Annotated in this window: 13 protein-coding genes; 4 read left to right on the plus strand and 9 right to left on the minus strand. The window is 31.3% G+C overall.

Annotated elements, in window-relative coordinates:
• The first annotated feature begins 289 nt into the window (after positions 1 to 289).
• The 3 genes from KLA_RS05305 to KLA_RS05315 all read left to right on the plus strand — a co-directional run bounded on the left by KLA_RS05305 (position 290) and on the right by KLA_RS05315 (position 6,647).
• Positions 290 to 3,331 (plus strand): SusC/RagA family TonB-linked outer membrane protein, encoded by a 3,042-nt coding sequence (locus KLA_RS05305; RefSeq protein ID WP_034644472.1) that lies wholly within the window; start codon positions 290 to 292, stop codon positions 3,329 to 3,331.
• A 16-nt stretch (positions 3,332 to 3,347) separates the two neighbouring features.
• The gene (locus KLA_RS05310) at positions 3,348 to 4,958 is read left to right on the plus strand and encodes a RagB/SusD family nutrient uptake outer membrane protein (RefSeq protein ID WP_013621999.1); all 1,611 of its coding nucleotides are present in this window, start codon (positions 3,348 to 3,350) and stop codon (positions 4,956 to 4,958) included.
• A 96-nt stretch (positions 4,959 to 5,054) separates the two neighbouring features.
• Positions 5,055 to 6,647, plus strand: a complete 1,593-nt coding sequence (locus tag KLA_RS05315) for a family 16 glycosylhydrolase (RefSeq protein ID WP_034644474.1) — start codon at positions 5,055 to 5,057, stop codon at positions 6,645 to 6,647.
• A gap of 87 nt (positions 6,648 to 6,734) precedes the next feature.
• On the opposite strand, the gene KLA_RS05320 is transcribed toward KLA_RS05315, so the two are convergent.
• From KLA_RS05320 to KLA_RS05360, 9 genes are all read right to left on the minus strand, one after another.
• Complete coding sequence (locus KLA_RS05320; RefSeq protein ID WP_034644475.1) at positions 6,735 to 8,222, minus strand: aminotransferase class V-fold PLP-dependent enzyme; 1,488 nt, start codon at positions 8,220 to 8,222, stop codon at positions 6,735 to 6,737.
• A gap of 163 nt (positions 8,223 to 8,385) precedes the next feature.
• Positions 8,386 to 11,187 (minus strand): M16 family metallopeptidase, encoded by a 2,802-nt coding sequence (locus KLA_RS05325; RefSeq protein WP_034644476.1) that lies wholly within the window; start codon positions 11,185 to 11,187, stop codon positions 8,386 to 8,388.
• A gap of 226 nt (positions 11,188 to 11,413) precedes the next feature.
• On the minus strand, positions 11,414 to 12,793 hold the full coding sequence (locus KLA_RS05330) for a TlpA family protein disulfide reductase (RefSeq protein WP_034644478.1): 1,380 nt from the start codon (positions 12,791 to 12,793) through the stop codon (positions 11,414 to 11,416).
• Positions 12,794 to 12,810: 17 nt separating this feature from the next.
• Entirely contained in the window at positions 12,811 to 13,965 is a 1,155-nt protein-coding gene (locus KLA_RS17500) for a TlpA family protein disulfide reductase (RefSeq protein WP_161633455.1), read from the minus strand.
• A gap of 16 nt (positions 13,966 to 13,981) precedes the next feature.
• Positions 13,982 to 15,145: a TlpA disulfide reductase family protein gene (locus tag KLA_RS17505; RefSeq protein WP_051456046.1), complete on the minus strand. Its 1,164-nt coding sequence runs from the start codon at positions 15,143 to 15,145 to the stop codon at positions 13,982 to 13,984.
• A gap of 83 nt (positions 15,146 to 15,228) precedes the next feature.
• Positions 15,229 to 16,659 carry a RagB/SusD family nutrient uptake outer membrane protein gene (locus tag KLA_RS05345; protein WP_034644479.1) on the minus strand — a complete coding sequence of 477 codons (1,431 nt, stop codon included), beginning with the start codon at positions 16,657 to 16,659 and terminating at the stop codon, positions 15,229 to 15,231.
• Positions 16,660 to 16,669: 10 nt separating this feature from the next.
• Complete coding sequence (locus tag KLA_RS05350; protein WP_084470681.1) at positions 16,670 to 20,212, minus strand: SusC/RagA family TonB-linked outer membrane protein; 3,543 nt, start codon at positions 20,210 to 20,212, stop codon at positions 16,670 to 16,672.
• Between the two features lie 108 nt (positions 20,213 to 20,320).
• Positions 20,321 to 21,526 carry a FecR family protein gene (locus KLA_RS05355; protein ID WP_051456047.1) on the minus strand — a complete coding sequence of 402 codons (1,206 nt, stop codon included), beginning with the start codon at positions 21,524 to 21,526 and terminating at the stop codon, positions 20,321 to 20,323.
• A gap of 66 nt (positions 21,527 to 21,592) precedes the next feature.
• Positions 21,593 to 22,150: an RNA polymerase sigma factor gene (locus tag KLA_RS05360; protein ID WP_034644481.1), complete on the minus strand. Its 558-nt coding sequence runs from the start codon at positions 22,148 to 22,150 to the stop codon at positions 21,593 to 21,595.
• 460 nt (positions 22,151 to 22,610) lie between these two features.
• Between KLA_RS05360 and KLA_RS05365 the strand changes: the two genes are divergently transcribed.
• Positions 22,611 to 25,724, plus strand: a 3,114-nt coding sequence (locus tag KLA_RS05365) for a beta strand repeat-containing protein (protein ID WP_034644483.1), incomplete at its 3' end; no start/stop codon positions are given.

Genomic DNA, 25,724 nt, shown 5'->3' on the forward strand with positions numbered 1-25,724 from the left:
TTAGCTTAATATTACCACTACAATACCACTACTACAAGCCAATTTTCTCTCTTTTTTGGCAGTTTTTTGGCTTTATGGGCAAAATAAAACAATTGCCAAACCACTGTAATTGCTTAATTACCAAAAAAAGACACAATAAAATGAAAAATGTATGTTTTTGTATAGTTAAAATTTAATTATTCTCATTTTTAATAGTATAATTTAGCAATACTTAAACAGCTAGTTTCATAACATTTCGTTAATACAAACAAATAGAACTATCTGTTTATTTGAGAAAAATTAACTATCTATGATTTCAAAACTATTAAAACAACCAAAATTATTGGTTTTTATAGCACTACTATTTTTATCTAATACTATAGTAAATGCTCAAGACCAAAAAACAGTATCTGGTAAAGTATTAGACCAGAATGGAATTCCTTTATTAGGAGCAACTGTACTCTTAAAAAGTACAAGTATAGGTACAACTACAAACTTTGATGGAGAGTTTAGTATAGAGACCTCTACAGCGTCACAAACCTTAGTTATATCTTATGTAGGTTATGTTACAAAAGAAGTATCCATTACAAACGCTACTTTAACAATAACATTAACTGAAGATGCTAGTGCCTTAGACGAAGTTATTGTTGTAGGATACGGTACACAGAAAAAAAGTGATTTAGTAAACGCTGTAGCTACCACAGACCTAAGTAAAGCAACACTAACACCAACATCTGACGTTACAGAAATGCTAAGAGGTAGAGTTGCTGGTTTACAAGTAGAAGTCGGAGGCGGAACTTTAAGACCTGGTGGTTTTTCTGAAATTATTTTTAGAGGCCGTAGTTCTATAGAAGGTAATACAAGTGCTATTTATGTAGTAGACGGTATTATTAGAGAAGGTGGTATAGAAGACATAAATTCTGATGATATTAAATCTATAGAGGTATTAAAAGATGCTTCTGCACAAGCTATTTACGGATCTAGAGGTGCTAACGGTGTTATTTTAGTAACAACAAAAAGAGGAGAAAGTGGTAAAGTAAACGTCTCTTATCATGGTTATGTAACTACAAAATCTATTGAACGAAATTTTGATGTGTATAGCGGTGAAGAATTTGCACAACTAAGAAGAGAAGCTATACGTTCTAACAATGCAACAAATGAATACCCAAATGAAGAAGATGCATTTTCTGAAATTGAAATGGAATCTATAGCAAATAATGAATTTGTAGATTGGGAAGATGAATTATTAAGATCTGGCTTAGTTAATAGTCAATCTTTAAATGTTTCTGGAGGAACAGATTTTACAAAAGTATATGCTAGTGTAAACTATTTTAAAGAAGACGGTATAATTCCATCATCAAGCTATACACGTAAAAATTTAAGACTAAACGTAGACCAAAAAATAAATGATAAATTCTCTGTAAATTTTGATTTTAACTTATTGTCTGATGATATAGAGAGAGCTGCCAATATTAATGTAATTACTTTTTCCCCATTAGGTAAAGCCTATAATGAAGATGGTAGTTTAACTCAATACCCTAGCGGAGAAGAATTATCTGCTACAAACCCATTATGGAATTTAAGAGAGCAAGATAATGATGAAAAAGGAAACGATTTTATTATCAATTTATCTCCATCATACCAAATAACTAAAAATTTACATTATCAATTAAAAACCAATTTAACCAGAAAAAATTCTGAAAGAGGCCAATACCAATCTTCTTTAAGTTCTGCTGGTGATACAGATAGTGGTATAGCTAGGATAGACAACCAGTTAAAAGAGTCTTATTTAGTTGAAAATATTTTAACTTATACTAATGACTTTAATAACAACAACAAGTTTAACCTAACGCTAGTACAGTCTGTACAAGAAGACAAATTTACAAGAACATTTACAGAAGGCAGGGGTTTTATAAACGAAAGCTTAGGGTATAATGGTATTACAAATGCCATTGGTAATGTTACTGTAGAAAGAGACCAAAACACTTTTAAGAGTGCCTCTTTTATGGCTAGAGCTCGTTATACTTTATTAGATAAGTACTTATTTTCTGCAACTTATAGAGCAGATGGTGCATCTGTAAATGCCGAGGGTAATAAATGGAGTCATAACCCTGCTGCTTCAGTTGCTTGGAAAATTCACAACGAAAACTTCTTGAAAGAATCTACTGCTGTACAAGAATTAAAGTTTAGAGCAAGTTATGGCTCTTTAGTAAATGGTATTAGTAGACCATATACATCTTTGTTTACTGCAGAAGGACAAAATTATGTTTTTGATAGCGAATCTGCATCTGGTTACTCACCATCTGTAGTATTACCTAATGTAAATCTAAAATTTGAGACCATTACAACCTTAAATTTCGGATTAGATTTTTCATTGTTTAAAAACTTTTTAACTGGTACTGCAGAATATTATGATGCTAGAACTAAAGATTTATTGTTAAGAAGAGGCGTACCTTCTACCACAGGTTATAGATACACCTATTTTAATGCTGGTGAATTAAAAAATTCTGGTATAGAGTTAAGCTTAACTGCCAACCTAATTAATACTGAAGATTTTAGATGGTCTGTTTCTACAAACTGGTCTAACAATAAAAATGAATTAGTTAACTTATATAACGATGGTAATGGAGAACCTATTTTAGAGGATGATGCCTATAACTACTATGTAGGGCAACCAACAGGAGTTATTAGACAGTATCAGTTTGATGGAATTTTTCAAGAAGGAGACGACTTTGCAAATGCACCACAAGCAAACCCAGAATCTACAATTACACAAGAAGATTTAAGGCCTGGAGATATTAGAATTAAAGACACAAATGGTGATGGTGCTATAACACAAGAAGACAGAGTATTTACAGATCCTAACCCAGATTGGTTTGGCTCTTTATCTACAACACTATCTTACAAAGGTTTTGATTTGTTTGTAGATTTTTATGCTGTAGAAGGGGCTACTAAAGTAAACCCATTTTTATCAGACTTTAATAATGGTGGTACTTTATCTGGTAAATTAAATGGTGTAAAAGTACCTTATTATACACCAGAAAATCCGTCTACAAGCTTCCCTAGACCTAGTTATGACTCTACACCACAGTATTTAAACTCCCTTGCTGTTAAAGACGCATCCTATGTTAGGCTAAGAACTTTAAGTTTAGGGTATAGTTTACCACAAAACTTTTTATCTAAAATTAATGTAGATCAAATTAAATTTTATGTAACTGCTACCAACTTATTTACCAATACAGATTATATAGGTTATAGCCCAGAAGTAAATATTAGAAATACATTTTCTAGTTCAGATACAGGTTATCCAGATTCTAGAAGTTTCACATTTGGTGTAAAAGCAAGTTTATAATTTAAAAACAAACATTATGAATACAACATATATATACAAAAAAGCTAATAGTATTTTAGGGTTTGCTTTTATCATAATTAGTATGGTTAGTTGCCAAGACTATTTAGAAGAGCAGCCAAGCACATTAATAGACTCTAACTATGTATACACTACAGAAGAAGGTTTAAAATCTGGCGTAGTAAGTTTATATAAATTTAATAGAGATAGGTATGACCAAAGAACAGAAGATTACATGGGAGCTGTTCTTTTATCTTCTAGAAGCGATTTAACCTTTAGTAGATCTGGTTATACAGGCTTAATGGGAAGGTATGAAAGAGGCGTATCACCAATAGATTATGGTACAGAACTGGTTTCTTCTTTATTTTGGAAACATTACTACAACATTACCAATAAAGCTACAGATATTATTAATGCAGCAGAGGTTGTAGATAATATAGATGAGGACACTAGAAACCAAATTATTGCAGAAGCAAAATTCTTTAGAGCGCAGTCTTATTTTTTTCTGTACAGAATGTATAACAACATATATGTTACAACAGAATCTGTAACTGTAGATAATGCTTTTAATGTTATAGAGAATAAATCATCAAAAGAAGAAATTTTTGCTTTATTAAACAGCGATTTAAATTTTGCTATAGAACATTTAGATTGGAATGTAAACTTTGGTAGAGTTTCTAAAGGAACAGCTAAACACATAAAAGCTAAAGTAGCTATGTGGCAAGGAGATTGGTTAGAAGCTAAAGAACAAGCTTTATCTGTAATTGAAGATCCAGAAAGCCCACACAGTTTAGTTTCTTCTACTGCAGATGTTTTTAAAGGTGACCTAAATAATAGCGAGCAATTATTTGTTATACAGTCACAAGATGATGTATTAGGAGGTGGAGACGCAACTATGATGAATGCCAACTATGTAACTCAATATTTTCAAATATCTGGCATAAACTCAGATATAGAACAAGGCGGTAGAGGTTTTTCTAGAGTTTTACCAAACCTATATTTATTAAATCTTTTAGCAGAAGACCCAAATGATACAAGAGATGACAACACCTATTTTAGGCTAAAATATTATTACAATACAGGAGATAATATTGGTGATGAAATAGATATTTATAAACCTATAACTGATTTAGATAACCCTAGTGACACTTACACAAGGTACTACCAAAGGTTACATCCTTCTTGTATAAAATTTGCACAAGAAGATGATGACCCTAACTCTTACACACAAAGAAGTAATATTTTAGTTTACAGACTAGCAGAAACCTATTTAATAGCTGCAGAAGCTATTTTAAGATCTAGCGGAGATGCTTTGCCATACATAAATGCAATTAGAACAAGAGCAAATGCAGCACCTTTAACTAGTGTTACTATGCAAGATATACTAGATGAAAATGCTCGTGAACTAGCATTTGAAGGAGAGCGTTGGTTTACATTAAAAAGAATGGGAGCTGATGTTTTAAATAATCAAATGATAAATTTCTCTGGAGATGGCGAATATTATCCAAACTATTTTGGAGGAAGTAAAGACCCAAGAATAAATTGGAAAGATCATTATATTAATTTTCCAATTTTTCAGGAAGATTTAGATTTATTAGGAGCTAGTTACCCACAAAACACAGGATATTAATTAAGTTTAGTTTTTTAGTTACCTAGTTTTTTAAAGCTAAGGGCAATTTAATTGTCCTTAGCATTTTATTACATAATAATTTATATAAATACAAATATGCGTATATTATTCTTAGCGTTTATTCTTGCTCTTAGTGCCTGTAAAACAAATAATACTAATAAAATATTATTTGCAGATAACCCAGTAGTTGCACACCGTGGTGCTTGGAAAAATAAAAATTTACCAGAAAATTCAATTGCTGCATTAAAAGAAGCTATTTCCCTAAATTGTACTGGTTCAGAATTTGATGTTAGAATGACTTCTGACAATATACTAATTGTAACCCATGACCCTACTTACAACAACTTACCTATTGAAGATACCACATTTGCAGAGTTATCTAAAAAAAAATTATCTAACGGAGAAACATTACCAACTTTAAAAGACTATTTGCTTGCTGGTATGAAAAATAATACCTCTACAGGACTAGTTTTAGAAATAAAACCCTCTAAATACAAAGAGCGTAACTCTATAATTACCGAAAAAGTAATTAAAGAAGTTAAAAGGCTAAAAGCAGATCCTTATATAAAAACGTACATAAGCTTTAGCTACAACATACTGCTAAAAATAAAAGAACTAGACCCTAATGCTAATACACAGTATTTAGACGGATCTAAAGCTCCTAGTCAACTAAAAAAGGATTCAATTTCTGGATTAGATTATGAAAAAAATGTATTTAAAAAACATCCAGAATGGATAAAAGAAGCTAAAAAACTAAATTTAGCTCTTAACGTATGGACTGTAAATAATGAAGAAAACTTAGATTTATTTATTGCCCATAATTTTAATTATATTACAACTAACGAACCAGAACTACTATTTAAAAGGTTAAAAAAAAATCCAGTTTCTAATGGCTATCAACTAGTATGGAGTGATGAGTTTAATTACAAAGGAGCTCCCAACAATAAAAAATGGGTATATGATATTGGCTTTATAAGTAATGAAGAAAAACAATACTTTACAAGTAATACTAAAAATGTAAGAGTAGAAAAAGGAAATTTAATTATAGAAGCCCACAAAGAAAGTGTTGCCAACAAGGATTATAAAAGTAATGCATTTAAAAACAAAAGCTGGTTACATTATATTCCTAAAATTGATAGCGCAAAATACACTTCTGCCAGAATAAAGACTAAGGGCTTAGCATCTTGGAAATATGGCCGTATAGATGTTAGGGCTAAACTTCCTAAAGGAATAGGCTTATGGCCTGCCATATGGATGTTAGGAGAAAATAGAAAAGAGGTTGGCTGGCCAGAAAGTGGTGAAATTGATATTATGGAATACGTAGGCTTTAGTCCAGATTCTATTTTTGGAACTATACACACAAAAGCATACAACCACTTAAAAAAAACACAAAAAGGGAAAAAAACTTTTATAAGTAACCCTAATGATACTTACCATACATACTCATTAGAATGGACACCAGAAAAAATGGATTTTATTCTGGATGACGTGGTTTATAATAGTTTTGCTAATGAGCACAAGACAACGGCAGAATGGCCTTTTGATCAAAAATTTTATTTAATTTTAAATGTATCTGTTGGTGGTATGCTAGGCGGACAAAAAGGAATTGATGATACCGTTTTTCCTCAACATATGGCTGTAGATTATGTTAGAGTTTTTCAGAAAAAAGAAGAGCTACAAAACAATTAAGAAATACTAAAAACGAAAACGCCGATAACAAATAAAGTTACCAGCGTTTTCTAGAAATAAAAACTAAATTAAGTTCTTGTTAAGTTGTTACAAACTAAACCATTTGCATACCTCTTGTTTAATTTCTTGATCTCCTCTTTGTAGACAATCCCATTCATTTGTTGTTGGGTTGTATTTATAATCACATTTCCAAAGTGCAATCTTTTTTTGTATTTCTTTTAAAGCCTCACTAATAAAAATTACGTCTTCATTAGTCATTAAAGGATGTAGAGATAAGCGTACCCAACCAGGCTTATTACTAAGGTCTTTATTTATAATATTACGTGTCATTTTTTTAGATTTTCTTCTATCTATGTCAAATAAATAATGACCGTAAGTACTAGCACATGACCAACCACCTCTTACTTGTATACCAAACCTATCATTTAATAACCTAACAATTAAATTATAATGTATGTTAGGCATTGTAAATGAAATACAACCAATTCTTGGTACGTCTGTACTTCCTAAAATTTCTAGGCCGTTTATTTCTCCTAATTTCTGGTAGCTTAATTGTAATAATTCTTCTTCTCTTTTGTGAATTTTACTTACCTCCATTTGGTCTTTTAACCTAATAGCTAAGGCAGCCTTCATAGTTTGTAAAAAACCTGGAGTACCACCATCTTCTTTAACCTCTATATCATCAAAATAGCTATAACTACCCCAAGGATTTGTCCATTTTACATTACCACCACCTGGAGTGTCTGGGCATTTAGCATTGTATAGTTTTTTATTAAACACTAACACTCCACAACTTCCTGGTCCTCCCAAAAATTTATGCGGAGAAAATGCAATAGCATCTAAATAAGCTTCTGGATCTGCTGGGTGCATATCCATTTTTACATAAGGTGCAGAGGCAGCAAAGTCTACCACACAATATCCGTTATGTTTGTGCATTATTTTAGCCAACTCTTGGTAAGGTGTAATAATACCGGTAACATTAGAACAAGCTGTAAAAGCACCAATTTTCATTGGCCTATCTGCATATTCTAATAATTTTTGTTCTAAGCTATTAACGTCTACAAGTTTATTTTCATCACAGTCTAAAATAACAACATCTGCTAAAGTTTCCATCCAAGAAACGTGGTTAGAGTGGTGTTCCATATGTGTAATAAAAACAACTGGCCTATCTACTCTATTTGGTTTGTGTTTAAAACTTTTACGTAACCCTATTAAACGCTGAAGCTTAACAATTGCACCAGTCATACCAGTACCAGTTGTAACTAAAACATCGTCATCATTAGCATTTACATGTTCTTTAATTATTCTTCTTGCTAATTTATAAGCATAGGTAGATGCTTTGCCTGTTTCACTAGAAAAAGAATGTGTATTAGCAACCATTGGCCCTATTTTATACTGCATTTTTTCTTCAATAGGAGCATACAATCTTCCGCTTGCTATCCAATCTGCGTAAACCAACTTTTGTTTACCGTATAAGGTTTTAAAATAATGGTTACTACCTATAACTCCTTTAGAAAATTGCTGAAAATAATTTTCTAAATTTTCTTTTACTAAAACTTCTTCTTTAACGCTCACAACATTTACTTTTTAATCGTTCTTTAGTTCGATTTCCTTCTTTTATTTTAAAAAAGGGCTACCCACTAAAAATAGCCCTTTAAACAACATTCTTTCATTTTTTATTGATTGACTAATTCAAAATTTATACTGAAAACAAAGCATAAAGAAAGGTGTTGTTATTTTATTTAAGCGGATTTCCATTAGCATCTAATGATCCGGATTTTACAATAATTAATTTGTTAAGATCTATGTGTTTTTTTATAGCTGCGTTTACTTGTTCTAAAGTAACACTCTCTATATCTTTAGAGTATTGATCTATATAACTTGGATCTAAACCTCTTTCTACAAAACTTAATAATGTACCTGCCAAACCAGATGTTGTAGCTAAACCAACTTTAAAACTTCCTGTTAAGTTAGTTTTTTGTAAAGCCAACTCTTCTTCTGTTACACCCTCTGTAGCCCATTTACGTATTTGTACCATTGTAGCATCCAATCCTTTTTGAAAAAGTGTTGGGTTAAATGATGCATTAACAGACCAATAGCCTCCAGTATTTGTGTGTCCGGAATGACGTGCTCCAATACTATACGTTAAACCGTCGTTATCTCTTACAGTTTGCATTAATCTACCAGAAAAACCACCTCCTAATATATTAGTGCCTATGTAAAATGGCATAAAATCTGCGTCTTTACGTTCTATGCCTGTATATTGCCCAATTAACATTTCTGCACTTGGCTTTTGTGGTATTGTAACAACTTTAGTAAAACCATTTACCTTTGTAGGGTTTGTAAATTTTGCCAATGTTGTTACTCCGCCATTAAAACCTTTAAATGCCGATTTTAAAGAACTATATAGTTGTTTGGTATCTACATCGCCAACGGCAACCAAATGCATACCTTTTGTTCCAAAATAAGTTTTATGAAAGTTTTTTAAATCTGCTATAGTAGCACTTTCTAAATTTTTAATAGATTCCTCTACAGCCGTTGCATAATTAGGGTGCCCTTCTGGATATAAAGTTTGTAACAATGCTATTCTACCCTGAGAACCTGGGTTTGTTAACGCTTGTTTCATTCTACCAATTATTTGCTCTTTTAATAGCTTAAATTCATTTTCATCAAACAATGGGTAGCGCAGCTCTTCTGCTAGTAAATTAATTACTGTAGGTATATCTTTTTTAAGTGACTTAAAACTAATATTTATAGTATACGTTTGTGCATTAACACTAATGTTTACTCCTAATTTTTCTAATTTCTGAGAAAACTGCAATTTATTATTTTTAGTTGTTCCCTTACTTAGCATTTGTGTTACTAAAGAAGGTACTAATCTATTTTTATTTGTATTAAAATAAGCTCCTATAGGAAAGCTAGCCGTAACAGTTAAAAAATCTTTAACTCCTGTTTTTGCGGTAATAACATCTATATTCCCTATGTTTTTTCTTGTAAATTTGTTCCCTTTTAAGTCAACAACAATAGATTCATAAGCAGAAGAAGTGTTTGTTACTTTTGATAAAGACACATTGGCTATGTTTTCTTCTTTGTTATGTTTAGGGTTTCTATAGAAAAATTTCTGTTGATCTTCTTCTGTAAAATTAGAAGGTTTAACGTCTTTACTTTTATTAGAACCTGGTACAATTGGCACAAAATAACCTGTAGTACTCTGGTCTTCTATTAAGTAAATATTAGCTACACGTTTTACATCTTCTGCTGTTACGTTACTTAGTCTTTTTGATCCATTTACATAATCTGTCCAATCTCCACCAGCTATAGACTCTGTTAATTGTGCTGCTATACTACCAGAACCATCTCTAGACAATATTGTTTGTGCGTTAAGTTTTGCAACTATACGGTCTACATCTGCCTGCTTAACACCTTCTTTTTTAAGCTTTTCTACCATTGCTAGCATTTTAGCATTCATTTCATCAAAGTTTGCTGTAGGCGCAAAACCTGTAGAAATGGTAAACAACCCAACTTCTTTAAAATTAGATGCACTGGCGCTACCAAAATAAGCCAAACCTTTATCTACAAACGTTTTGTTAATTAAAGATGATTGTCCTCTACCTATAATTTCACTTAAAATATGTAAAGCAGGTAAATCTTCATGTAACATTCCTGGTATTTTGTATCCAATAGTTACCATTGCTTGCTGTCCAGGTTTTTTAATAGTTACTCTCCTTGGTCCTAACTGCTCTGGTTCTGTTGTATAAGGCTGTGTTATTGTATGTGGTGCTTTTGTAATTTTACCAAAATACTTATCTATTAATTTAAAAAGATGTTCTTTATTAAAGTCTCCAATAATGGTTAAAGTAGCATTGTCTGGCCAATAATATGTGTTGTAAAATTTACGCAATACTTCTATTGGCATTTTTTCAATATCAGATTTCCAACCTATTGTAGAGTGGTGATAAGGGTGTGCCATAAATGCATTTGCCCAAATTTCTTTACTTAAAATTTGATTAGGGTTATTTTCTCCTCTTTCAAACTCATTACGTACAACAGTCATTTCTGCATCTTTATCTTCTTTTAAAAGTAAAGAGTTGCGCATTCTGTCTGACTCAATATGAATTGCAGTTTCTATTTTATCACTAGGTATGGTTTCATAATAGTTAGTTCTATCATTCCATGTAGTAGCATTCATTTGTGCCCCCATACCTTGTAATACAGTAAAAATAGCATTGCCATTTCTTTTATTAAAAGTTGGTGTGCCTTTAAAATTTAAATGTTCTAATAAATGTGTAGAACCTGTGTTTCCTGATACCTCATGTTTAGATCCAACACGGTAAACAACCTGCACAGTAACTACTGGAGTAGAATTGTCTTGTACCAATAAAATATTCATATTATTTGGAGTATAAATATACTCTTCTATGCCTTCTAACTCTTTTTCTTTTTTAAATTTTGAAGCAATATCTTGAGCTATACTAGCCTGAGACATTACAGCTACAGATAAAAAAAGATAAGCTGATTTTATGTATGTTTTTGTTTTCATTAGTTTTTGTTAGGTACACTAGTAAGACGATTAATTTTCACTTTACCCTTACTTATGTGATGTTAAATTTATTTTTTTGTTAAGTTTTTACAGAAAATCTATTTAATGCAAAAAGCATCTTTTTTAATAGATATTTACGTTTAACTTTAGGATATAGTAACCCAATAACAGCTTAAAAAAACTGCTAGAGGTTACTATAAATATGTTGTGTTATATGATTAAAAAATTAAATTTCTAATTGATTAAACAAATCAATTAATTTAGCATCTGAAGGTCTTGGAGCACTAGACTTAACAATATTTCCTTTTGGGTCAATTAAAATAAATCTAGGAATCCCCATTACAAAATAATCTTCTACAAAATCTGTTTTAAAAGCACTACCTGTAAATAATTGTATCCCTCCTAATTCTTTTTCCTTTACCATAGCTTTCCATTTATTATGGTCTTCTTTTTTATCTACAGAAATACTAACAAATTCGATGTTTTTTCCGTGATATTTTTTTTCTACTTTTTGTAAAAAAGGAATTTCTGCTTTACAAGGACCACACCAAGTCGCCCAAATATCTATATAAACATACTTTCCTTTTAAATCGTCTAAAGATGTAGTACCACCAGCGTAATTCTCATAATCTACAAACTTTGGAGAAGGCTGGCCAGGAGCTACTGTTTTTAATTTATTATAAGTTTCTGTAATTTCAGTTCTATAATCTTCATTGGTACAAGCATCAATAAAAACTTTATAATACGCTTTAACATCGTCTGCAAATGTAATTCCCATTTTTGCTGTAGAATAGAGAACATCATTTCTTATATAATTGTTTTTTAAACTAGCTGCAGCCTTTATATTTGCCATTTTAAAAGATATAGAATTTTCCTTGCTAATCATCTGTGCGAGCTCAATTATATGACTATTTACCATATTCTTATAGCTTGGAGACGCTTTGTAATGCTCTTCATTAGAATAATCTAAACTCTTAAGTTCTTCTAAAAAAGATGCTGATGCTATATAGTCTGGTTTTTTAGCATAATAAGAATGGTATTTATTGTAAAAATCTAAACTGCTTAAATAAGCATAATGTAATTCTATTTTTTCTTTAGCTACAAAGTCTTCAGAAATACCTTCTGTTTCTGAAACCATTTTTTCTAAAACACTTTTAATTTCCTTTGCTTTAGCTTTAAATTCTGTTTCTTCTAACACAAAAAAAGTATTACCTTCTCCTTTAAGTTCTTTTTCTTTTTTTAACTTGGCTTCTAAATAATTACAGACCTCTGATCCTTTTCCTGTAAAAGACACTGTTTCACTAAAATTAGAAACGTCAGCATTAACAACAATATTACTTCCATTTTCTAAATAAACTTTGGTAACATTTCGTCCGCTATAAAACATATACAAACCTGGTTTTACCTTAAGGGTATCTCTAAATTTACCATCCTCACCAATACTAATAATCTCTTTAAAAGATTTATCTTGAGCCGCTAAAGTAAAGTCTCCTGTTTTATTAGTTATTTCTCCTGATAAAACTGCGTAATCTATTGGTTTTTCTACGTTTTGTTTACACGAAAAACAAAGCACTCCTATTACAAATAATCCTATTATTTTTTTCATCTTATATATTTTTTACTCTATTTTTTTAGCAATTTATCTAGTTTAACAAAGGCTTCTTCTGCGTTACCAACGTAACGATGTAGAATAATGCCATTAGGGTCTATCACAAATTTTGTTGGAAAACCATTTACATTAAATTTAGATACAAAGTCTGCTTTTTGATCTCTCTTTTTAGATAATAACTGCACCCAATTGTATCCTTTTGGGGTTATAAATTTTTCTATTTGTTCTTTAGTATCGCCACTATTTACAGCTACTATAACCAACTCATCTTTATACTTTTCTTTATATTCTTTTACTTTTGGCATTTCTGCTACACAAGGGCCACACCAAGTACCCCAAAAATCTAACAGTACATATTTACCCTTTAAAGACTCTAAGTTAAACTCTTTACCATCTAAAGTACTAGTTGTTATAAGTTCTGGAACTTTGCTACCAGGAGCTGTTGCTTTAGAACCCTCTAACCTTGTTTTTACAATTACGTAAAAAGGACTGGCACTTAACTTATTATCTAAAGCATTAAAAAGTATAGTTGCCTCTTTATCTTCAATAGCTTTTATACCTACTAAGTTTGATAATATATATGCAGACACCTCTGATGTTGGGTTGTTTTTTATAAATTGTTTACCTATTTCTATAGATTTTTCACCAACTTTATTTAGCTCTTTATAAACGGCCATATACTCAGCAGAACCTCTTTCATAAGTATTCATTTTATTTGAAATTTTTGCAGACTCTTCTTCTACAGGTTTAAGCAACGCATTGTATTTATTTAAGTCATTAGATAAACTAGTACCTGTTGGCTCTGCATCAAAAGTTTTAGAAATACTTCCTTTATAAATTATATGTTCTCCTGGCTTAGCTAAAAACTCTACTCTTTTTTGTTTGCTGTAATCTCCTTCTTTTCTTTTTCTGGCTATAAATGGCCAAATTGCAATGCGCTTAGTGTTTGTTAATTTTGATGTGTAGCTAAATTTATTTTTTTTAATATGTAGGGTATCCCAAACTCTATCGCCATTTTCACCAGTATAGTCTATAAACATATAAGGTACATCTATACCTTTTAAGGTACCAGACACCATAAACTCATCTGCCTTAACAGATTGTGCAGTAATTAACTGGCATAATGTTGTAGCCGTAACTATTAAAAATAAAAAATTCTTCTTATGCATACTCATAGCTCTTATATTATTTAGTTAATAATTCTTCTAATTTTTTATCTAGCTTTTCTTGTCTTAAGTCTTTAGCTATAATAGTTCCTGTTTTGTCTACTAAAAAATTTGCTGGAATACCAGATACTCCATACATTTTTACAACTGCACTTTTATGAGCAAGTAAATCACCAATATTAATCCAAGGCAACTCTTCTTCCTTAGAAGCTTTAACCCAACGTTCTTTTTCATGATCTAGAGAAAAAGAAACAATCTCAAACCCTTTATTACTAAAATTTTTATATGCTTTTTTCATATGCGGAATTTCTGCCCTGCAAGGTCCACACCAGCTAGCCCAAAACTCAACTAAAACATAATCGTTATCTTTTAACACATTAGATAACTTAAACTCTTTTCCCTCAATATTTTTTGCTGTAAAATCCTTTACCACACTACCTATACCTACTGTTTTAATAGCGGCAGTTCTTTCTCTTTTACCTTTATAAACTCTTCTTATATTTTCTATTTCAGGATTGTCTTTACCAAATTTAGTTTCTAACATAGCTATGTCTTTTTCTAAATCGTCTGTGTAACCTAATTTTTGAAATACTAGTAATTTGGCTAAAGTATCTTGCCCGTTATATATAGCTAAGAATTTACTTCTTTTATAATCAGATAAGGATTTGCTTAGACTCATATATTTTTTGGCTATACTATCTATCTTATAACTTTCTTGTGTTACGTTAGCTGCATAATCTGCTATTTTTTTTTCTTTTGTTTTATAAACAGTATCATCCTCTAAAAAACCATATATAAGTTTGTTGTATTTACCTCCATTTACTTTTGCTTTTTTCTCTTTATCTTTTAACACAAACTCTATAGTTCCTGGCTCTAAAATAAATTCTTGCTTGTATACAAAATCTCCATTAGGGTTATACAGACCAAAAAAGGCATTTCTAACATTTTTTAAGGTGTCAGAAACCTTAAACTTACCATCTTTAATTACTACTTTTTCTGCTACAGAATGTGTTCTAGATACAGAAGTATCTAACACTACTATATCTAATGTATGACCTTCGTATTTTTCCCAATTTGTACCATTTATAGAAAAGGAAAGGTCTTCTTTTTTTTCTTTATGATTACAGCTTGTTAGTGCTACTATTGCAACCAACATTGGTATTATAATTTTTAGTGTTCTCATTTTATATATATAGTTTAAGTTATGGGTATATAAAAAACATCCATATAAATATTACATAGAAAAATATATGGATGTAATTTTTATTATGGGTTAGGTTCTAAATTTGGGTTACCAAGTAAAGCATTATTAGGCATAGGAAAAACAAGCTTACTAACAGAAGAAACACTAGGTTTTATTGCTGCTGCACTAACATCTCCTAATCTATCATACCTTACCAAATCAAACCAATTTTCACCGGTTTCACAATATAATTCTAGCATTTTTTCTTCTCTAATATCTTGTAAAAGTGATGCTTTATCTGACAGTGATTTTAAAGGCACTCCTGCTCTACTGCGGACTTCATTTAGCCTATTTAAAGCTAGCTGTAAATCTCCTCCTGTACGTCTTGCCTCTGCCTCTGCATAAACCAAATACAGTTCTGCCATTCGCAATATTTTTATTGTATTGCCCGCCCCTGCAGTAAAGTTTATTGAAAATGGATATTTACCTATTAAAGGTGTTGCGTTTGCTGCATCTAAAGAAAAACCAAATGAAAATCTAGGATCATAACCTGTAGCGTAATCTGTACTACCATCTCCAGAGTTACCATCTTGCTTATCTGCAACAGTTGTTAATACACTAGAAGGTCCAATATTTTGCCTAGTAAATCTATGAGCCTGAGCCCCTTCTGTATCCATATCTACATATGCTGCCAATAAAGTTTCTGCTCCCCATTTATTGTTAAAAACATCACTATAATTACTTTCTAAGGCATAACCTTCTGTATTATTAATTACACTTAATGCATTGCTTGCTGCATTGGCATAATCTCCCATATACAATTGTACCTTTGCTAATAATGCTTTGGCAGTAGTGCTACTTATATAATAATGCTCTCTTGCTGCTGGCGCATTATTAGCTGCAAATGTTAAGTCATCAATAATTACGCTATAGGTGTCTTGTACAGAGCTACGCGGACTTTCTACATTATCTCTAATTGGAGCTGTACTTACAACTATTCCGTACTGAGAATTCACATCGTAAAACTGACCAAATACTTTTAATAAATTAAAATGAGACATTGCTCTAAAAAATTTAGCTTCAGCTATTAATTCATTTTTTCTAGATTCAGAAACTCCTGCATCTCCTTGTTCTATTTTTTCAATAAAGTAGTTTGCAAGGTTAATATTGTAATACATATCTGTATAAAAACTCTCTAAAACAAAATAATCATTAGTTACATTATTGGTACTAAATGTATTTAAAGAATTAGACTGTATTAATAAATTACCATCTGGTCCTGCTAAAGACAGTTCAAATACCAATCCTTCTGTTCCTCCGCCACCTATTCCATGACCATACATACTATTTCTTACTCCAGAATTGTATATTCTATTAAGTACATTTTCTGCTGTAGACTCGTTATTAATTACATTATTTTCTAATAATACATTAATTGGCTCTACATTATCTATGCTACAGCTAGTTAAAATAATTAAGGCTGTAAAAACTATTGTGAATTTTATATTTTTCATTTTTTACAATTTAAAAGTTAACTTTAATACCTAGTGACCAAGATTTAGCATTTGGATAAGAACGCCCACTATATTGTATACTTGATGCTTCTCCAAATCCGTTTTCAGGATCTAGTCCGGGAAAGTTTGTCCAAGTTACTAAGTTGGCTCCCCCTATAAAAATTAACGCATTAGAAACACCTATTGCTTCTGTTATTTCTGATGAAAAATTGTATGCTAATTGTATGTTTTTTAATCTAACATAAGAGGTATCAAAGAGATTAGCCGTAGAGCGCAGTGTATTTACATCTCCACTACCTCTGTACACTAATTGGGGTAATGTAGCATCTGTATTGGTAGGTGACCATCTGTTATCTCCTATATTCCTAGCGACTGTGTTTAATCTTGGGTCTTGATTTATAGTACTAGCACCATCAAAAATACCACTTTCTCCTCCTTGAGAGAAATTAAAATAAGCAGACAACTCAAAAGATTTATAGGCTATACTTGTATTAAAACCTCCAAAATAATCTGGTTGAGAACTACCTATAATGCCATAACTATCTTCAACAGTAATTTGTCCATCATTGTTAATATCCTTGTACTTATAATCTCCAGCCCCCACTGTTCCTATTGTACTATATACACCGTTTGGTGCCGAAGTATTTAAAGCCGTTACTTCTTCATCTGTTTGGTAAATACCCTCTACAACATAGCCTCTAATTAAGTTAATTTCTCTACCCACTTCATAAGGAGAAAGAACATCACTCCCCAAAGTAGAGGTTAGTTTATCTATGGTATTTTTATTTTTAGATACATTTACAGCCGCAGACCACTTAAAATTATTAGTTTTTATTATATCTCCTCCTAACTCTATTTCAAAACCTTTGTTAGATAAGTCTATAAAGTTACTTGTAAAATTACTTAAGCCAGACTCTAGCGCAATAGGTGTATTTACTAACGCACCAGTAGTTTTTCTGTCATAAATATCTACACTACCGCGTAATCTACTATTAAAAAAGCCAAAGTTTACACCAAAGTTTACCTCTTCTGTTTCTTCCCAACTTGCATTTTCATTTGCTAAGTCTTCTCCTAGACCAATAGAGGAGTTTCCTGCGTATAAACCAGCTTGTCTAAAACCTCTTTCAAAACCTTGTAAAAATGTAAAATCACCTAAGTTTGTACTCCCTGTTTTTCCTATACTAGCTCTTAAAATTAAATTATTAAGAATTTTAGATTCCTTTAAAAAATTTTCCCTTGTAACATTCCAGCTAGCTGCTAATGACGGAAAAAAAGCTTCTTTTTTACCAGGTGCAAATTTTGAGGATTTATCTGACCGTAATGTTACATTTAAAAAGTATTTAGAATCATAATTATAGGATGCTCTACCAAAAAAAGAATTTAATCCTGATTCTATTATAGAAGAACTTGCTGTGGAAGTATTTGCGTTAGAAGCATTAGTTAATATAAAATCATCTGGAAAATCTTGTAAAAACAAAAATGTTCTGTCATTACTTATTCTTAACCAAGAGTATCCTAACAAACCACCTATACTATGCTTGCCAAATTTATTATTATAATTTGCGGTTAGGTCTGTTGTTATGTTAGTGTTTGTAGCATCAGAATCATAAGCAAATGAAGCTGATGATTCATTTGTAATTCCAAATGCAGGAACCTCTAAACCAACTATAGTATTGGGTCTAAAAGTATAATTAGATGTAGTTAAGTAAGAGCCATTAATATCTGCCTTTACACTAAAATTATTTGTAATATCTGCTTTAAAATACACATTACCCAAAACATTAAAAGCCTTAGTAATATTTTCTTGTAATGTATAATTTGCATATGGGCTAGCACTTGTAGAAGGAAAACCAAAATATGCACCTTCTATTCTAGTCGGATTACCATCTTCATCAAAAACTGGTACATCTGGTCTAGCATTTAAACCAGAATCTTCAAAACCTCCATATCCTTGACCTGTTACTCTTTTAGAATGACTTAAATTTATATTTGTTCCTGTAGAGAATATCTTATTTATCTTAGTATCTATACTTAATCTAAGATTGTATTGATCAAAATTGTCATTTTTAACTATACCTTCTTGATCTGTATATCCACCAGAAATAGAATATGCTGTTTTTTGTCCTCCTCCTCTAATTGTTAAATTGTGAGTTTTTGTAATTGCAGTAGACCTGTAAACCTCATCATTCCAATCTGTATCTGCTGTTCCAAAATAAGAGTCATTTAATCCGCCATAAGTAAAATCTGGATTAAAATTTATCATATCAGAAAAACTAAACAAACCAGATAAAGGTACTACCCCTCTTTCTACAGCGTCAAAAGTATTTGCAAAATATGTATCTAAATACTCCTTATTTTCTGCTGCATTTAAATAATCATAGGTTTTTATAGGTTTAGATAAAGTTATATCTGTTGCGTAGGTAACATTCATTTTTTCGCCTACTTTACCTTTTTTTGTTTTTACAATAATTACACCATTTGCACCTCTAGAACCGTATATAGCTGTTGCTGCGGCATCTTTTAATACATCAAAAGACTCTATATCATCTGGATTTATAGATAGTAAAGGGTTTTGAATTTCTGTAAATGTAGTTTCATCTCCTCTTATTGTGGTTGGGTTTGCCTGGAAAGGAACACCGTCTATTACATATAAAGGGTTATTATCACTACCAGAAAAAGGAGAAGTATAACCTCTGATATTAATATCTATTCCTGCACCCGGAGCACCAGATGTAGACTTAACATTAACTCCTTTTACTAAACCAGAAAGAGACCTATCAAAACTTGTTTGACCAACAACATTTTTTGCAATATCCTTACGTTGTACTGTAGAAATAGCTGATGAAATTTCGCCTCTAGTTTGAGTTCCATAACCTACTAAAACAACTTCATCTAATTCTGAAGCTTTTTCTTCTAATACTATTTTTAAATTGGTTTGGTCTTTAGATACTTTTTGTGAGTAAAAATCATATCCTATTCCTGAGGTTACAATATAATTACCTTCTTCTGCTTTTATAGTAAAATTACCATCAAAATCTGTTGCCGTACCTCTTATAAAAAAATCTACGGAAGAATTAATGCTTTTTGGTTCTTTATCTGTTACATATACAGTTATACCAGGTAAAGGTACACCGTTACTATCTGTAATTACACCTGTTAAAACTAATTGCTCTTGTACGTTTTTAGCGTTTGTTTTTGTTATAACAATGTTATTCTTATTTACGCCTACCTTATAATTCCCGTTATTTAGAGCTTTATTTAAAAGTGTATTTACTTTTATACTTCCCTTTTCTAGAGGTACTTTAGGCGAGTTTTTAAACATATCTGCCTGATAAACAAAATTATAATCTGTTTGGTTCATAATTAGATTAAAAATCTCATCTACAGTCATTACCTTATCTGCATCAATACTAACCATAGCATTTTGTGATAAAATTTCATTGGGTGTTAGTCCAAATACGGTGGTACAGAAAAAAATAAGAAAAATTCTCATAATATTAATTAGCAGCCTTTTCTTTAGAAAAGAGCAGCCCTTCATAATTTTAATTTTCATAAATTTGAGTGTTTTTGGTTAATTATTTATTTAATTGATCAATAATGATAATAAGAGGATGTTAGGTGCTACTTTGGTCGGTGTATCCTATGTCCTCTTTATTTTTGTTTAATTTATAAATACTGTTTTTCCTTCTATTTTAAATTGATTAATAAAGTTTGTATTCTGTATTAGCGTTAAAATTTCTTCTATAGTTTGATTTTTTCTAAAAACGCCTTTAAATTCTATATTTTCTAATTCTTTATTTACAATAACAACATCTACATTATACCAGCGAGATAGTGTTTTCATTATTTCTTTTAAAGACTCTCTTTTAAAAGTAAACAGGCCTTTTCTCCATGATACTTCTGCAGCAACATCTACCTTTTGTATTGTAAAGCCTTCATTTATATTTGTAATTGATTGGTAACCTGGTGTCAAATAAGATGAATAACCTTTTTTCTGCAAAGCAACTTTTCCTTCTACTAGAGTTGTAAAAAGGTTAGCATCATCTGTATATGCTTTAACATTAAACTCCGTTCCTAAAACTTCTATATTTTGGTATTTATGTAGTACATTAAATTTTGTTCCTTTGTGTGCTGTACTTGGTGACACATCAAAATAAGCCTCTCCATATAAAAGTTCAACACTTCTTGGCTCTCCTTCTGCAAAACTTTCTGGATATTTTAACTTAGAGTCAGAATTTAACCAAACTTTAGTGCCATCTGCTAATTGTATAGAAAACTGCCCCCCTCTTGGCACTGTTAAGTAGTTAAACGCAATTTCTTTAGATGATGATGATGATGATGATGAAGCTTCGCTATACACCAATTCTTCTCCGTTACTTTTTAAATTAGGTTTGTTAATTTTTTTGCCTTTTTCTAAGGGTATAGATGTACCATTTGCTAGGGTTAAAACTGCTTTATCTGTACCAGGAAATATAACATCATTAACTACAATAGACGGTGCATCTTTAACCGTATTTTTTGTAGATGTTACGTATAATAAACCAGCAATAAAAACAATTGAAGCTGCTACTGCATACTTTATAAAAGGCTTAAATTTGTTAGTTTTCTGTACTGTGGAGCTTGCTAAAAATTCTTCTGTATTGTCTAATTTAGAAACTATGGTTTTCCAAGCGTTATCTGTATTCACCTTTTCTACAAATACAGCTCCTTTTGCATTTTTATAAGTAGAAACATAAGAATTAAAAATTGCTTTATTTTTTTTGTCTTGGCTTATCCAATTATGCAACTCCTCTAATTCTTTTACACTAATGTCTTTAGCGGTATAATTAGCTATTAACTGTAATATATGTTTGTTTTTATTGTCCATTAAGCACCTATTATATTATATAGATAGGCAAAATCTTAAAATGGGTGACAAAAATTTAATTATTTTTTAATATAATAACAACAGTATTATAATATCTAATGATTTTCTAAGCTTTTTTAATGCTCTAGAATAATGTGTTTTTACGGTATTTACACTAATACCCAATTGTAAAGCAACTTCCTTATACTTTAAGTTGTCTAAAACTATTGCTTTAAAAACTTCTTTACTTTTTTCTGGAAGCGCATCAATTTCTTGTAGTAATTTTTTCCTTTTTTCCTCTATTGTTTCTAAGTCATATTGTTTTTCTTCTGTAATAAAGCGCTCAACAATATGGTCTATTTTTTCAAATCCATATTTATTTTTCTTTTTTAACGCTTGCAAAGTATTGTTTTTTACAGCTCTAAAAAGATAGTTACTAACAGAACCTTCTATTGTTAAAAATGTTTTATTATTCCAAAAATTTACAAATAACTCTTGTACTATATCCTCAGAAAACTCATAAGAATCAGAAAACTTTAAAGAATACACACATAAAGGCATATAAAACATTTCAAACAATTCTTTAAATGCTTTAGGATCTTCTTTTTTTAAGCCTTGTATTATTTCCTGTTCTCTAAGGTTCATTAATCTTGGGGTTGCCTCAGTTTTATTTTTTATTTATGAACAAGTTTAGAGTTTCATTCATAAAAATATTAATATATAAAATACCAAATATAGATGAATACATAATAAAAAAGATGAAACACATAAACTTTTAATGTAATTAATTTGTTATATATTTTAACAAATATGAAAATTACACACTTAAAAAAAAACACCTTCATCCATACTATTTAATTTTAAAAACAACAAACCATCAAAAAAACACTTATGGTTAATTATTAAAAAAACAACTGTTCATATTGTTTGTTAAAAACAGCATAAACTCTAGCTCTTAAACGTATTACAATTAAGCCTACGCATACAAAAGCCTAGTATTCACAACATTAATACACTGTTCGGTATTTTTCAATATAAATTAGCTTTTAAAATTGAATAACTTTTTAACCAAACCATTAGCTTATTCATAAAATGAACTTTTTTTATGATAAAATTGAATACAAAATTCTTTCATATAAACAGAGTAAAATTAATTACTCTTATAGCTTTTATATTTTTTACTCAACTATTTTTTGCTCAAACCTCTGGCGTATGGTCAGATGCTGGTGGGGGAAAATGGACATCTGTAAGTTCTGACGGTTTAGTACGTATAGAAGTTACCGTTAGTGGTTACGTAAATATTCTTGGCGGAGATACAATGTTGTGCTCTCCTGATGCTTTTAGTGACCCAACTATTACAGGTATGCCTTCATTAGAAATGGCTATTACTGGTAATCAAAATCTAGGGGGAATATCATTCCAATTTTATGATACCAGAACAAATGCATTAGCAGATATACAAAACCCTATTTTACATATTGATAAAGTTGGGGCAGTAACTACATTATTTACAAATTCAACAGGTACATTTACTCTAAAAGATGGCTACACTTGGAATAGACTTAATTCAACAGACAGATTGCAAACAACTTCAACTTTCTTAAAAGCTCAAAATCTGTTTAATATAATAGGAGGTGAAGAATGTTACAATACTGCTGGAGGAAGTTTAAAAATTACTAGTCTAATAAATACTATAAACTTAGAAACAAAACTAGAAAGAAGTATTACCACTGCACCTGATAGAGACGAAGTAGAATTTGCCTTTTCTAACTTAGTGATAAATCCTTGTACTTCTGGAGCTATAGTTGGTACTCCTACAGAGAACGACACAGATGGTGACGGTATAAATAATAGTTGCGATTTAGATGATGATAATGATGGTATTTTAGATACTGATGAAGGTAGTTGTACTCCTGTACAATCTGGTGCTTGGACTATTGCTGGCAAAACTGCTTCTTTTGATTATGGCAACGGAGTTATTGCAAACATAACCACAACAAACTCTACCGATTTTGTAAGTGGTAATTTTACAAATCCTGGTGTAGATTTTTGGACTGAAGATTTACAAGGAGATATTTCTCTTGCTGCTACTTATGATAGCGGAGTAACAGTTACTGTTGAGTTTGTAGATGCCACTAACAACCCCGTTTTTGTAGATAAACCTACGCTTCATCTAGATAGAATTGGTGGCAATGATACTGGTAATAATCAGACCTCTGCAGAAATAAGCCTTTTAAACGGTTTAACGTGGTCAGAACTTGCCGGTACATTCGACTTTGTTTCTACTGCAACTACAGTAAAAGATGGAGGTACTGGTTTACCATCAGATGGTTATGACCCTGAAAGCTCATTAAAAGATAGCGATGGTTCTGCCGCAGGAACATTACAAATTAACCAAAGAGTATCTACTTTTACATTGCAATTGGTACAAACTTCTTCCACAGGTGTAGAAGATGAGATAGAACTTATACTATTTGCTTGTAAAGACAGAGATTCTGATATTGATGGTGTGCCAGATTTATTGGATTTAGATTCTGATAACGATGGTATTTTTGATGTTATTGAAGCCGGACATAACCAACCTCATACCAATGGTATTTTAGGTACTGCTGTTAGTGAAGATGGTATTTTTGATGCCTTACAAACTAGTAGCGGTGTTAATAATGGCACTGTAGATTATACTTTAGCAGATTCTGAGGCAACACCAAACGGAACACCAGATTATTTAGAGCTAGATGCAGATGGCGATGGTTGTAATGATGTTTTAGAAGCTGGGTTTACAGACCAAAACAATGACGGTATTTTAGGAGGCTTACCCACAACTGTAAATGCTACAAACGGTACTGTAACTGCTAGTATGGTTATAGATGGTTATACTACTCCTAAGAATGCAGATAGTGGTTCTGGAAATACTGACTTTGACTTTCAACAGATAGGACAAGCACCAGCAATAACTAATACTGCAAACCAACCTCAAGATATTTTAACCAATGGCACAAACCCAGAAACTTTTGTAGTTACAGCAACTGGCGAAGCTTTAACTTATCAATGGCAAGTAAACCGTTTAGACGGTAATGGTTTTGTAGATATAAATGATGCCAACACTGTAGATATTTATACAGGCAGCACAACTAACACACTTACACTAACTGGAATTACAGCTAGTTATGATGGGTTTTTATATCAGGTTATTATTAATGATGAAACCTTTTCTTGTGCCACTCTTACTTCTAGTAGTGCTACAATTATTTTTGATGATACACCACCAGATGCTCCAATTGTTGTTATTACTGAAGATATTAATAATGATGGTTTTTTAAATACAAGCGAGTTAGTTGGAGATGTTAATGTAACCATTACATTACCAGCAAATACTGCAGAGAATGATATTTTAACTGTAAACGGTACAAACCAAACATTAACCGCTACAGATATTGCAAACGGAGAAGTTCTTCTAACATTTACTCCTCCAGCAGAAGATGGTTCTTTAATTGTAACAGCTACTATTACAGATCCCGTAGGTAACACAAGTAATCCTAGTTCAGATTCGGTTTTGGTTAACACTGTAGCTACCTCTGCTCCTGTAGTTGTAATTACTGAAGATATTAATAACGACGCTATTATAAACAGTACAGAATTGGTAGGTGATATTGATGTTACCATTACTTTCCCTGCAGAAGCTGAAGACAACGATATTTTAATCGTAAATGGGACTAATCAGACTTTAACTGCTACAGATATTACTGCTGGTACTGTAACTACTAGTTTTGCTAGTCCGGGTGAAGGTAATACCATTACTGTTACTGCATCAATAACTGATACAGCAGGAAATACAAGTACAAACGGAAGCGATTCTGCTACCATAGAAACTGTTGCTACTTCTACTCCTACGGTTGTAGTTACTGAGGATATTAACAACGACGCTATTATAAACAGTACAGAATTGGTGGGTGATATTGATGTTACCATTACTTTACCTGCTGAAGCTGTAGAGAACGATATTTTAACCATAAACGGAACTAATCAGACTTTAACTGCTACAGATATTAGTAATGGTACTGTAACTACTAGTTTTGTTAGTCCGGGTGAAGATAACACCATTACTGTTACAGCATCAATTACTGATGCCTCAGGAAACACGAGTCCAGAAGCTAGTGATTCTGCTACAGTAAATACTACCTCAACATATGCTCCTGTTGTTGTAATTACTGAAGATATT

Origin of the sequence: Cellulophaga geojensis KL-A (genome assembly GCF_000568425.1) — a bacterium.
GTDB classification, from domain to species: Bacteria; Bacteroidota; Bacteroidia; order Flavobacteriales; family Flavobacteriaceae; genus Cellulophaga; species Cellulophaga lytica.